We start from the raw sequence: 14,213 nt of genomic DNA, 5'->3' as shown, positions 1-14,213 counted from the left end.
CAACCGTGATATTTTAAATGCCCAGCATGACATAAAGTAACCCTCAAATGACACAACCTCGTCTTGTATCTCCAAAACTTTCTAGAGCTTAATTATAATTTTTCATCTAATGAGGTAGGTTTAATAATTATGTCAAAAACACTCCGATTCATCATCGTTCCTAAAGTTGCAAATCATCCCTGGTTTAATGAAATTGACAAAGGTGCAAAAGCACAGGCAAATTTACTTAGCCGGGAGCTCAACATTGAAATACTAGTGGAATCCATAGCACCAGCTATTTGTGACGTCAATGAGCAAAACATTATCTTAGATCAAATTCTCAAGCTTAAACCTACTGGCATCGCAATAGATCCCGTTGATGCATTAAGCCATATATCTGCAATTAATCGCATCAGAGCAGCAGGAATCCCAGTTGTTCTTTTTGATTCCCCATCTGAGGATAGCTCTATAACAAGTATTGGTAACAATTTCGAAGAGCAGGGAACAATAGCGGCTGAACGTCTTGCAAAACTCATTGGTCATACCGGCAAGGTAGCTGTGATGCAAGGCTTTCCACTCGCGCCAAATCATAAAGCTAGATATGAGGCTCAATTAGCCGCATTAAGTAAGTACTCTGAGATTTGCGTTGTAGACGGAGGAGTTGATAACGATGATATTGAAACTGCTCATCAACAATGCGCAATGATTCTAAAAGCACATCCAGACCTTCGAGGTTACCTGTGCTGTGATGCCTCCGGACCGATAGGCATTGCTAAAGCTATCAAAGAAGCCGGAAAAATTGGGGAAGTAGCCGTTGTCAGTATGGATGGAATTAAACCAATCCTTGATGCAATCAAAGGGGGAATAATTGAATCGTCTTCAGCCACAAAACCACGAATGCAAGGTTCTATGTCTGTTCTGATGTTATGGCAAGCATCTCTGGGGATCCCGATACCCCAATCGATTGATACGGGAATTGATGTCATCACTCAAGATAACGTTGATCAATACCTATCGGATTTGCATTAGAAAAGCTTATCTGTATGCGTCTGGGAAAGTCGCCTAGACTATGGGAGTCAGGGTATTTCACAGCATCGTGACCGATGATTTCACGAAAGCGTGACCGTTTCGGATAAGATTAATCGTTAATTGTGCAACCTAACCGCAGCGGTAACGCTTTCGCGAAACCACCGGTCACGTTCAGCGAAATACGCAATTTATCGCCCGTTTTAGATCTTTATAACGGAGAAATCGTCGCCTTCGAAACCTCGAGGAGACCAGTGTTTGAGATGGTTGGTTCAATGCTTCAACAGGCGATGACCAAGCTTGGCCCTCAGGACAAACCGATCATTCACTCAGACCAAGGCTGGCAATACCAAATGCCTGCCTTTAAGAAAATGCTTAAGCAGCGCCAAATCACCCAGAGGATGTCTAGAAAAGGTAATTGTTTGGATAATGCCACGATGGATAGCTTCTTCGGTACGCTTAAAAGCGAATTCTTTTACTTGAATAAGTTCAGTAGTTATGAAGAGCTGAAAGCAGGTCTAAAAGAATATATTCATTATTACAACAACCATCGTATTAAGCTAAAACTAAAAGGACTGAGTCCCGTTCAATACAGGAATCAGTCCATTAGTACACTAGCAACTTAAACTGTCCAACTTTATGGGGTCAGTTCAGTTGGGGGTGCGGCCGAAAAATTGGATCAACGTCAACAGATTAGCGTAGACAAATGGGCAAACACCAGATCTTTTCAGCTGCCCGAAGGATGGCTGTCGTCACCAAACTGGTCTGACGACTTTGAAGATAAATCAACTGCAGCATCGTTGTTGCACGCCCTTTTTCCCAGATTACTAACTCGCCCGATACACTTGCGGCCGCGGCAACCTCCTCTCGAACGAGGCTAATGCCGACGCCTGATTGCACAAGACTAATGATCGTGGACTCCTGATCAGCCTCCACTACAGTCTTGGGTTGTTGACCTTGCTGCCTAAGCATGCTCTGGACAAGCTGGTAAAAGGATCCTTCCCGCGAGGTCGTCACCCAAGGCATTGCAGCAATTGTGTCCCAACTCGCATCGCTGATGCGGTCAGCCCATGAGCGTGCCGCAACCACGACGTACTGAAGTGGACGCAATTTCAAGGACAACAGGTCTACCGGGACTTCATCACCGAGCCAAAACCCAGCATCCAGTTCATGCTGACGAATTCCCTGTAAGACCTTATACGAGTTGCGGTGGCTGATGTCGATTTCTAAAGATGGGTGCTTTAGAAGAATTTCATTGATCATCTCACCTAGTCGGATAACTGATGGGTTGAGGATCGTGCCGATCGAGATACGTCCGACAACTTTACCTGTCAGTGTCCTAGCCACTGTGGTCATTTCGTCAACGGAGGCGAGCACCGACGCGGCATACTGCAGCAGCATTGCGCCCGCTGCTGTCAATTCCATCCCGCCGTGGTGTCTCTCAAAAAGTGTCAAGCCGAGCTCTGTTTCAAGGCTCTTGATTTGTCCACTCACGGCGGGCTGACTGACATGGAGACGCTCTGCAGCGCGCGTCAAATGCCGCTCGCGCGAAACGGTGATAAATGCACGCAGTTGATAGATCTCCATAGAGTCATCTTAGCAGCATCAATTCATTTTCCTGATATTTTCGATCGGAAAATATGATTTGACTTGACTTCTCCCTTTCAAGATGATGGGCCATAAGTTTGGATCTTGTCACGCCAATGGCGCTTGCTATAGCCACCAAGGGATTACCCCAGGCGTTTTTTGCATGGTTTGGAGTGCTATTTTGAAAATTCTCGATTTTCGCCTTCGTCCACCGATAAAGTCGTTTCTAAAATGCGGATTCTTTAATGAGGAGTCCAACCCATTTGCTTGGCACAGTCCATGGCCAAAATCCGCACTCAAACGTTCGATGCCTCTGCTGCTCAAAGAAGTCAAGAGCGCCGGCGTAGGCAGCGCTGTCGTTTGGGGGCGCACGACCCTTGATCCTGAGCGTAGCACCAGCAACGATGACGTTGCAGAGATTGTGCGAGAACATGGAGATCTTTTCTTGGCGGGCTTTGGCGGCATTTGCCCTGTTAGCGGAAAGATCGGAGAAAGTGTTCGCGAGGTCGAACGTTGCGCAAAAACGCTCGGGCTAAAAGGAATCACGCTTGAACCTAGCTTCGGCATGCGCCCACTCGCCTTTGCAGATGACCCAATCCTATATCCCATCTATGAACTTATGCAGGATCTTGGGTTAATTCTAGCACTCACCATCAGCCGCGGCAGCCCACCGGGACAAACGTTGCGACACTCAAACCCGGAAGCAATTGACCGCATGGCCGGCGAATTCCCACGCATGAAAATCGTGATTTCGCACGCATGTTGGCCGTGGGTTGAACAATCGTGCGGGCTGGCATTTCGTCGACAGAACGTTTATCTTCAACCCGACCTTTATGGGATGGGAATGCCTGGGACGACAGAGTGGGTCGAAGCCGCTAACAGCCACCTTCAGGATCGAATGATCTTTGGTAGTGCCTACCCCTATCAAGGAGTGCCGGAAATGGTCAATGCATACCTCAACTTGCCTTATCGACCAGAAGTGATGGAAAAAGTCATGTACAAAAATGCGGCGCGCTTACTTGAAATCGAGGACTAGATAATGCGACGTCGCTCATTCGTTGCAGCAGCAGCATGCTCACTTGCCTTCCCGGCAGTCTTCGCGCAATCGTCGAGCGCACGTTCTGTACGGATCGTCGTTCCCTTCGCCCCTGGTGGTGCGACTGATACATTAGCACGTGCAATTGCGCAACGCTTTACTGAGTTAACAGGCCAAACTGCGTTTGTCGAGAACCGTGCAGGCGCAAGCGGTAACATCGGCACTGAATTCGTTGCGCACGCAAAACCGGACGGACTCACGCTACTACTAACAATCAACTCCCATGTGGTCAATCCCAGTCTCTACAAAACGCTACCCTTTGACTCGATAAGGGACTTTCAGCCACTGACCCTAGTTGCCACCGCACCGAACGTTTTGATTGCACGGCCAACATTTCCAGCAGACTCCATATCTGCTCTCATTACGCTGGCCAAACAGAAACGCGGCCAATTGACTTACGCCTCGGCAGGGATCGGATCCGGCTCGCACTTGGCGGGGGTGCTCTTTGACAGCATGGCTGACGTGAAGATGATTCATGTGCCTTACAAAGGCGTAGCAGTCGCTATGACGGACATCATGGGCGGGCAAGTCGACCTGTGTTTTTCAGTGCTCTCCGTCATTTATCCGCTCGTTACAGCGAACAAAGTTAAGCCCATTGCAATCGCGGCCTTAAAGCGGTCTGCTCTATTACCCAACCTACCGACTGTTGATGAAAGCGGTTTGCCTGGGTTTGATGTTTCTTCTTGGTTCGGCCTATTTCTTCCGGCAAATCCTCCATCCGATGTACTGAATCGGTTACAGCAAACGCTTGAAAAAATCACACAAGCTAGTGAATTTCAGCAGAGTTTCGCCAAACAGGGTTTAAATATTATTGGTAGCACGCCGCAAGAGTTTGCGGCGTTTTTACGCAAAGACCAAGCTCTATGGACAAGAATCATTAAGGACAACGACATTCGAATCGATTAAAGAATGTCAAATACACCCTGTGTCAAACTACATAACGTGTAGTCTGACACAGGGTGTGATCGAGCACGATTGAATACTTAATTGACTACATTACAGTCACCCCATTTTATACCTACGCATGATTTGATTCTTAGTGCGGCGACGGCCTCCTTTTAAAGAATCTATATGTATCCGAAGTCAGTACGTGTGCGCGTAGTGATTTTAAAAAAACGACAAGACTCAATAGGTTCGTATTCCAAAAGACCTCTCTATAAAACTGGCTACTTCTGTTTTTAATTAGTTGGTTGATACTTAGGTCGGTGTCAGCCGTTCTGTGGAGGAGAAACAAGATGCTAGACAGTCATGCCTTGAAAAACTGGCCATTCAAAGAGGCATTGCAGACTTATACCGAGGCCGATACGATGCACTACGCACTTTCGGTAGGCTATGGTGCCGATCCAATGGATACGCAGCAACTAAAGTTTGTCTATGAGAATGGCCTGATCGCAGTCCCGACGATGGCAGTCGTGCTGAGCTACCCGGGGCTTTGGATCTCTGATCCCCGCACAGGAATCGACTGGCTTAAGACCGTACATGGCGAACAGTCAGTGCGGTTTCATCGACCCCTACCAAGCTCGGGTGCGGTGACTGGGTTAACCAGCGTGAGCGCAGTCACTGATAAGGGTGAGGGCAAAGGTGCAATATTCGTACAACGCCGAACACTAAAAGATGCCAACACTGGCGACGAACTTGCCACCTTAGAACAAGTTAATTTTTGTCGAGGGGATGGCGGCTATAGCCTGAAGGGCGGAGCTGACGAAAGACAAGTGTCTGATCCACCACCTGCAGCGCCGCATACTCTTCCTGAAGGCCCGCCTGACTGGGTGCACGACATACCGACCCTTTCACAACAAGCGTTGCTATATAGATTGTGTGCCGATCGACATCCGATTCATGCAGATCCGGCGGCGGCGGCGCGCGCGGGATTTCCTCGCCCTATCCTTCATGGCTTAGGCACTTATGGCATTGTCGGACATGCGATTTTGCGAACGTGTTGTGATTACAACCCAGAGCGACTAAAGTTTTTGCGTACTCGCTTCTCTGCGCCGTTTTTTCCGGGTGAGACCTTGCGCACTGAAATCTGGCGCAATGGAAATGTTGTTTCGTTTCGCAGTCGCAGTGTCGAGCGCGACGTGGTCGTGCTCAATAACGGCTATGCCGAAATCACCTCTTAGCCCTCCTTCAGGAGCCAAGCATATGGGACCAACCCCAACAACATCCTACACAGACGTTGGACCAGAAAAAAAATGGTTCGAGTATTTGGCTCAGGGTGATTTTATGATTCAGCGCTGTGGCGCTTGCGATGCCCATGTGTTTTACCCTCGCCTATTTTGCACGCACTGTAGCTCTCGGACACTGCACTGGATGGCACCAAGCGGGCAAGGAACAGTCTATGCAACGACCGTTGTTAGACGTTCTCTCGAAGAAGGGGGGGATTACAACATCGCGCTGATTGATCTGGCAGAAGGTCCGCGAATGATGAGTCGAGTAGTGGGGTTGGCACCAGACGCAATAAAAATTGGTCTGAAAGTTTCGGCTCGCATTGAACGTGAAGGTGAACAGAATCTTGTCGTGTGGCAATTGCATGAGGGCTCAGTGCCATGAATCAATCCCCGCTCCGTGGTTCGACAGCGCTCGTCGGTGTTGGCCTGGCGGGTTGCGGCGAAGCGCCTGGGTGCACAGCTCTTGAGCTGGCGGCTGAAGCTGTCGGCAATGCCATCGAAGATGCAGGCCTGAAGATCAGTGACATCGATGGCATCCTCACTGCCTCGGCCTTTAGCACTTCGCCATCGTTGCAGATGGCAGAGTATCTCGGTATCAGACCCACTTTCATGGATACGACCCGCCTTGGTGGCGCCTCATTCGTTGATCATCTGACCCACGCGGCCTTAGCACTTGAGTTTGGTCTGTGTAATGTCGCAGTGATCTGTTACGGTAGCAACCAACGCACGGCGCACGGTAAGCTCAAGTCGATGTCTGAACTGAGTCGATTTGAAGCCCTGTACCGACCTCGTTATCCTGTTGCGATGTACGCACTTGCGGCGAGTCGACACATGCATGAGTTTGGTACCACTGCCGAACAACTGGCGCAAGTTGCGGTATCGGCGCGGGGTTGGGCACAACTTAATCCAGAGGCTTTTTCTCGCAACGCACTAACAGTCGAACAGGTTTTAACCGCCAGACGTATATGCGATCCGCTCGGCGTACGCGACTGCTGTCTCGTGACAGACGGAGCAGGCGCTGTGGTGATGGTGCGCGCCAATCGCGCTCCGAGTCTGCGTCAAAAACCCGTGTATCTCTTGGGCAGTGCTAGCGCGACGACGCATCTGTCTATTTCTGCAATGCCAGATCTCACGGTAACCGGTGCGGCGCAGTCGGGCGAGCGCACCTTCACGATGGCGGGTGTCACACCTTCAGAAATTGACGTGATTGAACTCTACGACGCCTTCACGATTAATACCATTTTGTTTCTAGAAGACCTTGGGTTTTGCGCTAAAGGCGAGGGCGGTCCGCTGGTAGAGAGTGGAGCGATCGCCCCTGGGGGTCGTCTGCCTGTTAATACGAATGGTGGCGGTCTTTCTTGTGTGCATCCGGGCATGTATGGCGTGTTCACAATGATCGAGGCCACGCGTCAACTGCGCGGAACCTGCCAAGAACGACAAGTCGCCAAGGCCGAACTCGCGCTCTGTCACGGCAATGGCGGCGTGCTATCGGCCCAGGTGACGGCCATCTTGGGCAGCGAAGCGACGTTACATTAAGAGGATTCACGAAGTCTTGGTATTTCGCGCTTACCTGTTCGCTCTGTACAACCAGGTGTTACGCGCCGTTTGATCAACAAAAGGATAACAATGAGCGATGCTGAAACTGAGGTGCTGCAAGAGATCGAACAGGCGGTAACTGCTTTTGCAAGCAGAGAATTAGGCGCTGGGCGTGCGCGCAAGGTTCGCGACATGCCCGGAGGGTTTGACCGCAATCTCTGGAAGCAAATGGCAGAACTTGGTTGGGTCGGTGTACTCGTACCAGATAGGTATGGTGGAATGGGTCTGGGCCTGACCGAAATGACACTCATTTGCAGACACCTTGCCTCGGGTCTGCTGACTGAGCCTATGACAGGTTGCGGTGTTCTGGCGGTCGGGGCGTTGCTGCTTGCCGAGACAGAAACACTCAAGACCTCTTTTTTGTCAAAGCTATGTACCGGAGATTTTCTGCCCACCTTGGCGTGGCAAGAGACCGTCGGAGAAATTGAAATCACGGGTGCGACAGTTCAGGCTAAATCAACCCCTACAGGCATGGTCGTGTCCGGTACAAAGTGCTGCGTGCCCTATGGGGACGTCGCAGACGGTTTCATCGTCACCGCCACCACCTCGCAAGGGGTGGGTCTATTCTGGGTCGAAGGTGGTGCGCGCGTCACCATCAATGCCGTTCGCCTCGCCGATTCGAGCACCCAGGCTTTTGTAATATTCGACGACGCCCCGGCCCAGCAGTTATGCGCACCCACTCGGGATCTGAATGCGCTAAATGAGGTGCTTGATTCGGGCCGTATGGTCACCGCGGCTGAGTTACTAGGCGTTTCTTCAGCTTGCCTGGACCGGACGCTGGCCTACCTGCGCACCCGCGTGCAGTTTGGTAAACCCATCGGTAGCTTTCAAGCTTTGCAGCACCGCGCGGTCGATTTGTATATACAGAAAGAACTCAGCCTGTCAGCGCTCACTGACACTCTGTCCAAATGGCCCTTGGTTGCCAGCACAACAGCCCGCTGCTCCCTCGCGAGTCGCGCAAAGGCGCGCTGTTCGCAAGCAGCGCTAGAAATCGCGCGTGAGTCAATTCAGATGCATGGCGCGATCGCTTGGACCGACGAGTGTGATATCGGTCTGTATGTAAAAAGAGCATTGCTTCTATCAGCATGGTTAGGCAACGCGACGCTCAACCGGCGACGTTATTTGCAACTTGCACCCAATGCTTCACGCCAATCGGGGACAAAATGATGATCGACTGGAATGCGATGAACGATGACCTCTTTCGCATAGAGGTACGTGAGTTTTATCAAAAAAATTATCCACCAAGATTACGCAATATCTGGAAGTATCTTGACTGGGACGATACCGCCGAGTGGTGGAAGCGACTGTACGAAAAAGGTTGGGCAGCGCCAGCGTGGCCGATACAGTATGGCGGCATGGGTTTAGGCGCGAACAAGCAACTTATTTTTCATGAAGAACGACTAGATGTTTCACGAGGGCCAGACTTTGGTGGCATCACGATGCTTGGCCCCGTGCTGATTGAGTTTGGCACCGAACAGCAAAAACGCGAGCATCTACCTAAGATGCTAAGCGGCGAACAGCGTTGGGCACAAGGCTATTCTGAGCCAGGGTCTGGCTCAGACTTGGCCAGTCTGCGCACCGAAGCCGTGCTCGAAGCAGATCACTTCATTGTAAACGGACAAAAAATCTGGACAAGCTGGGCTTTAGGATGCACCCATATCTTTGCGCTCGTTCGTACCGACAAGACGGTCAAGAAACAAGAAGGTATCAGCATGCTGCTGATCGATCTGAAAGAGCCAGGCGTAACCGTGCGCGGGATTCGTAATCTTGCAGGGCATCAATCTTTCTGCGAAATATTTTTTGATAATGTCAAAGTGCCCGTAACGGCACTTGTTGGCAAGATGAATAGTGGTTGGACAGTCTCCAAAGCACTTGTGGGCTTTGAACGCTTAATCGTAGGCAACCCAAGACACTGTCTCTTCGCACTGGAGCGTTTACGCGCGATTGGAACTGCCAACGGCTTGATGGAGGACCCTGTCTTTATTGACCGTTATGCGTCCTTGTGTCTGGATGTCGAAGATCTCGGCGCGTTATATGAGCGCTTTTGCGAAATCGTGCGCCGTGGCGAATCACTGCCCCCAGAGATTTCGATGCTCAAGCTCTGGGCAACAGAGACTGTCAAGCGCCTCAGTGAAGCGATGCTCGAGGCCGCGCAGGGACTCGGTGGAACACAAGGTATGCACGAATTTGATGGGATTCCGATCGATCTCTTAGGCGTCTATTATCTAGCGCGCCCAACCACTATCGGGGGCGGCTCAAGCGAGGTCCAACGTAACATTTTATCGAAGCAGGTGCTCGAACTCCCCTCTGGCTGACTGCTATCGTGGAAGGTGCTCGGACTAACTGCCTGAGGATTGTTAGAGCATCTATCTCGATAAACGGTCACTTTAACAAGTAGTTTTTTCAATGAGTCCCACACCAACCATAAATAAGGCGGCCCACTATGAATGATACTTCGCAACGATTGACCGCACATGACCTGTTACGCCGTCGTTTAGTCGGTGGTGCACTTCTGACTGGTTTTAGTTCTGGCGTTCTTGCTCAGTCAAGCACTCCGTTTCCGAACCGTCTTGTCAAACTGATCGTACCCTACTCCCCGGGCGGCCCAGTCGATAACTTTGCGCGACCGTTTGCCCAACGGTTGACTGAAGTCTGGGGACAGCCCGCGATTGTTGAAAACAAAGCGGGGGCTTCTGCAACCATTGGTAGTTTGCTAGTATCCAGGGCAACGCCCGATGGCTACACCCTCTTGGTATGTAACGCGAGCGAAATCGTCATCTTGCCAGTGACAACCACGAATCTGCCTTATGATCCGCTCGAAGATTTTTCGCCCATCACCCAACTTTTGTCAGGCCCAATGGTGCTGGTAACCCCTGCGAGCAGTCCGTTCACGTCGCTTCAAGATTTGATTACTGCAGCCAAGCGTCGTCCCAAGGTTTTGACCTATGGGTCGGTTGGTCAGGGCAGTATCTCGCATGTCGCGGGCGAACTGCTCAACTCTCTAGCCGCCATCCAACTTCTGCACATCCCATACAAAGGTGCGGGCCCGGTCATTACAGACTTGTTAGGTAATCACATAGATGTCGCTTTCGTCGGCGTATCGGTAGCCGCGAACCTGATTACGACAGGTAAGCTTAGAGCGCTAGGGGTCACGACCACAAAGCGGTCTATGCTTTTTCCTAAGGTGCCAGCGCTTAGCGAGCAATTACCGGGGTTCGAGGTGAACTCTTGGTACGGTATCATGGCGCCCCCCGCTACGCCAAAAAACATCATTCAAAAAGTATATGAAAGTGTCGTCACGGTGATGAAACAGCCCGACTTTGCCGAGATGCTACGCGGCCGTGGCAGTGAGATCGAGGCCTCCACACCGGAACAGTTTTCCGCAACCATAAAAGCCGATATCGCACGGTTTGCCGCCACGATCAAAGCGGCTGGAATAAAACCTGAGCCAATCAACTGACATGCTGACTTCTTCGCTTCTTACGCTTTTAACACCACGCTCAATCGCTATTGTCGGGGCGTCTTCTGATCCGTCTAAGTTTAGTGGGCGAGTGTTAGGTGCACTGGTGCGTCACGGCTTTACTGGAAAAATTTATCCAATTAATTCAAAACAAGACAGTATCGCTGGCTTGCGTGCCTACACAAGTCTGGATGACATTACTGAGCCGATTGATTGCGTACTATATTCGATTGCGGCTTCATCCATCAGCGAGGTACTAAGCGCCTGTGAACGCAAGGGTCACGTCAAGTTACTGGTGGTGACGAGCGCGGGCTTCGCCGAACGTAATGACGAACAGGGACACGCTTTACAGGCCTCTTTAAGCGCGTTTGCCGCGCGCACCGGTACGCGCGTAATGGGGCCAAATTGTCTCGGCTTTTTGAATACGATTGATGCGACCGCTCTTGCAGCAGGCGCGGTTCTCGAAGTACCTGATTTGGGTGTCGGTCGTATCGGCGTGGTGAGCCAGAGTGGGGGCTTAGCTTTTGGAACCATCCTGATCGGCGGTCATCAACGCGGCATTGCCTACAGCAGAATGATCACGACTGGTAACGAGGCCGATCTGGATCTTGTGGACTGGTTTGCGACCTTGCTCGACGATGACGACACCGATGCGATCGCGCTCACGATTGAAGGGGTGCGCGACGGCAATCGCTTCTTAGCCTGCCTCGCTAAGGCGCAACACCTAAACAAACCCGTGGTAATTCTGAAGACCGGGCGCACTTCGCTTGGCGAAACGATGGCAATGTCCCATACCGGTTCAATCGCCGGCTCTCAGGCCGTTTTTGCGTCAGTCTGCGCGCAGTATGGCGCAACTTTGGTCAATGACTTAGAAGCGCTGATAGAAATTTCTGCCATGTTTGCAAAACTGCGTAAAAGCGGCAAACTAGTAGCCGGTGCTCCAAGGGCCAATCGTTCGGCAGGTTGTGCCGCCTTATCGATTTCGGGTGGTCACATTGGTCTCTTTGCCGATCTCGGCAGCGAGGCGGGTCTGCGCTTTCCTGTCCTGTCACTGGATACACAACAAAAGCTTGCGGCTGAACTCAAGGTGACTGTACCCGTCATCAATCCTGTCGATCTGTCTGGTGGCAGTGTCGCCAACCCTGGCCTGTGGGGGCACTGTGCGCAAGCACTGCTAGGTGACGAGCAGGTGGATATTGTTCTGCCCATCATGACGATTGCACGTAATTACGACTCAGTTTCTAACGATCTATTGCGTACCGACGCGAGCAGTCGAAAAATCGTCATGGCGGTCTGGCCGGGCAGTTGGCTTGAAGGGGAAGGCAAAGCACTGCTGCGTAACAGCGTGATGCCAATCTTTGATTCACAGACGGTTGCCGCGGCGGGAGCGGCCGCACTTGTTTCATATTGGCGCGTGGCTGCACAAGCGTCCCGAGAGTCTTACGCTAACGCGCAAGCTCAGGCCAACACCACCACCGACGTTCAAACTCAACTTCGCACTGACGCGCACACCCAAACACAGCTGACTGCGAGCAATTCAAATATGCGTGAAGATCTGCTTGCTTTGGCACGCAAGTCTCGCATCGCGAGTGAACGTGAAAGCAAGCAGCTACTAGCTCGTATCGGCCTGCCTGTTGTAGGCGATATCTTAGTGACAAGCTTGCAGGATGCCGTCGCAGCAGCGCACAAAGTCGGTTTTCCAGTTGTACTCAAGGGACTGCATCCCGACATCACACACAAGTCTGATGCAGGTCTAGTCTGGTTGAAACTTTCCTCCTCTGAGCAGGTGCAAGAAGCCTTCGAGGCCATCACGACCGCCTTGACGCGACTAGGCACTAAAGACTTGGCAAAGACCAGTGTACTCGTGCAAGAGATGATTCCCGAAGGGATCGAAGTGTTGCTCGGTGTGCGACGCGATTCGACCTTTGGGCCCTGCGTTGTCTTTGGACTCGGAGGAATCTACGTCGAAGTCTTGAAAGACTTTGCAGTGCGCAAGGCGCCGTTAATGCAAGAAGAGGCGCTTGAGATGATCAACGAGATAAAGGGGATTGCTTTACTCAAGGGTGCCCGAGGACGTGAACCGGCTGATCTGAACGCGATCGCGGCCCTACTGGTAGCGTTGGGCGACTTTGCCGTTACCTATCAGGATATTGTTTCTGAAGTCGAAATCAACCCACTCATTATCGTGAATGGTAAACAAACGATGTTGCGAGCCGTCGATGCCTTGCTTGTGTTCAAAGACGATACTGCTTAAGCAGTGGTTGAGGCTAGCGACAAGAGGCTCGCCACTTGAGGATGACAGCTAGGCACCCACTCAGCAGCCCGCTACCCTTAGCCACTCCGTTTTCTCAAGGCAAATCATGCAATCAGTAAATCAAGGTACTAAGCCGCAACCGCTTTCACCCATCATGCAGAGTCACAATACTTTTGCATATTTAAACTATTTTTTCGCGCCGCGTAGTCAGTCTGTGAGCGCAGGTCAGTGCCAGGCGCTCGAATTGTCAATACTTTGGTGATCCCCTAATGTTGAATAATGTCTTAATAAACGGCGTACTCACGCTGACTATCAATCGTGCCTTAGCCGCTAATGCCTTAAACCTAGCTGTGTACGAGGCGATGCATGAAGCCCTGACACGCGCAGCTTCGCAAGACGAGGTCAAGGTCCTTGTTATCACCGGCGTGGGCACACGTGCCTTTTGTTCTGGTGTTGATCTTAAAGAGGTTACCGAACTTTCGGCCTCTCAAGCCTCGCAGCACCGACTTGAGCTATTGCTGCGATGTTTCTTAGAGCTTCTAGATTTCTCAAAACCTGTGATTGCGGTGGTTCAAGCGCCTGCTGTCGGCGCAGGCCTGATGCTTGCAGCTATTTGCGATGAAGTATTGATGGCCGATCACGCCTGGGTCTCGTTACCCGAGGTTAAGTTGGATATGCCAACACCAATCGGTGCGGCCTTAATCTCTGCGCGTGCCAATCGCTCACTCTGTCACAAGCTGGTGCAACTAGGCGAACGGGTGAGCGCACTTGAATGCTTGCAAAGCGGTTTGGCCGAACGCATAGTGCCCGCAGTAGGTCTTTCAGAACTATGTCTGCAACGCGCGCAAGTACTGGCTGAAATCCCAGCTTATGGTTATGCAGTGAATAAAAAATGGATGAATCGAGATGTTCGAACGACACTCTTAGAAGCAGGACAAGTCGCCGCCGAGGCGCATCGTCGGCACGATAAAGACTAAGTACTGCTAGCATTCATTATTGCCATTTAACACATTGGAATCACGGTATAAACAAGTCTAAGTTTTACGC

General features: G+C 51.2%; 12 protein-coding genes and 1 pseudogene. 12 read left to right on the top strand and 1 reads right to left on the bottom strand.

The window, feature by feature from the left end; genetic code table 11:
* Positions 1-129 precede the first annotated feature (129 nt).
* The gene (locus AC8GE9_RS06125; RefSeq protein ID WP_506676224.1) at positions 130-1,008 is read left to right on the top strand and encodes a substrate-binding domain-containing protein; all 879 of its coding nucleotides are present in this window, start codon (positions 130-132) and stop codon (positions 1,006-1,008) included.
* A 188-nt stretch (positions 1,009-1,196) separates the two neighbouring features.
* Positions 1,197-1,631: pseudogene (locus AC8GE9_RS06120) on the top strand (IS3 family transposase); the annotation flags it as partial.
* A 67-nt stretch (positions 1,632-1,698) separates the two neighbouring features.
* On the opposite strand, the gene AC8GE9_RS06115 reads toward AC8GE9_RS06120, so the two are convergent.
* Positions 1,699-2,592 carry a LysR family transcriptional regulator gene (locus AC8GE9_RS06115; RefSeq protein WP_506676223.1) on the bottom strand — a complete coding sequence of 298 codons (894 nt, stop codon included), beginning with the start codon at positions 2,590-2,592 and terminating at the stop codon, positions 1,699-1,701.
* A gap of 181 nt (positions 2,593-2,773) precedes the next feature.
* On the opposite strand from AC8GE9_RS06115, the gene AC8GE9_RS06110 reads away from it, so the two are divergent.
* From AC8GE9_RS06110 to AC8GE9_RS06065, 10 genes are all read left to right on the top strand, one after another.
* Positions 2,774-3,628: an amidohydrolase family protein gene (locus tag AC8GE9_RS06110; protein ID WP_506676222.1), complete on the top strand. Its 855-nt coding sequence runs from the start codon at positions 2,774-2,776 to the stop codon at positions 3,626-3,628.
* Between the two features lie 3 nt (positions 3,629-3,631).
* Positions 3,632-4,594, top strand: a complete 963-nt coding sequence (locus AC8GE9_RS06105) for a tripartite tricarboxylate transporter substrate binding protein (RefSeq protein WP_506676221.1) — start codon at positions 3,632-3,634, stop codon at positions 4,592-4,594.
* A gap of 329 nt (positions 4,595-4,923) precedes the next feature.
* Complete coding sequence (locus AC8GE9_RS06100; protein WP_506676220.1) at positions 4,924-5,808, top strand: MaoC family dehydratase; 885 nt, start codon at positions 4,924-4,926, stop codon at positions 5,806-5,808.
* 22 nt (positions 5,809-5,830) lie between these two features.
* The gene (locus AC8GE9_RS06095; protein WP_506676219.1) at positions 5,831-6,238 is read left to right on the top strand and encodes a Zn-ribbon domain-containing OB-fold protein; all 408 of its coding nucleotides are present in this window, start codon (positions 5,831-5,833) and stop codon (positions 6,236-6,238) included.
* Positions 6,235-7,392 carry a thiolase family protein gene (locus AC8GE9_RS06090; protein ID WP_506676218.1) on the top strand — a complete coding sequence of 386 codons (1,158 nt, stop codon included), beginning with the start codon at positions 6,235-6,237 and terminating at the stop codon, positions 7,390-7,392. The genes AC8GE9_RS06095 and AC8GE9_RS06090 overlap by 4 nt, the downstream gene beginning before the upstream one ends.
* Positions 7,393-7,482: 90 nt before the next feature.
* A complete protein-coding gene (locus tag AC8GE9_RS06085) occupies positions 7,483-8,619 on the top strand; it encodes an acyl-CoA dehydrogenase family protein (RefSeq protein WP_506676217.1) in 1,137 nt (378 codons plus the stop codon).
* A complete protein-coding gene (locus AC8GE9_RS06080; protein WP_506676216.1) occupies positions 8,616-9,767 on the top strand; it encodes an acyl-CoA dehydrogenase family protein in 1,152 nt (383 codons plus the stop codon). Before AC8GE9_RS06085 ends, AC8GE9_RS06080 begins: the two co-directional genes overlap by 4 nt.
* 128 nt (positions 9,768-9,895) lie before the next feature.
* Positions 9,896-10,912, top strand: a complete 1,017-nt coding sequence (locus AC8GE9_RS06075; RefSeq protein ID WP_506676215.1) for a Bug family tripartite tricarboxylate transporter substrate binding protein — start codon at positions 9,896-9,898, stop codon at positions 10,910-10,912.
* A gap of 1 nt (position 10,913) precedes the next feature.
* Positions 10,914-13,166 (top strand): acetate--CoA ligase family protein, encoded by a 2,253-nt coding sequence (locus AC8GE9_RS06070; protein ID WP_506676214.1) that lies wholly within the window; start codon positions 10,914-10,916, stop codon positions 13,164-13,166.
* 269 nt (positions 13,167-13,435) lie between these two features.
* Positions 13,436-14,143, top strand: a complete 708-nt coding sequence (locus tag AC8GE9_RS06065; RefSeq protein WP_506676213.1) for an enoyl-CoA hydratase/isomerase family protein — start codon at positions 13,436-13,438, stop codon at positions 14,141-14,143.
* The last annotated feature ends 70 nt before the right edge of the window (positions 14,144-14,213 follow it).

Origin of the sequence: Zwartia lucis, assembly GCF_965234455.1 — a bacterium.
Classification (GTDB): Bacteria; Pseudomonadota; Gammaproteobacteria; order Burkholderiales; family Burkholderiaceae_B; genus Zwartia; species Zwartia lucis.
This window is presented reverse-complemented; position numbering and strand designations above follow the sequence as displayed.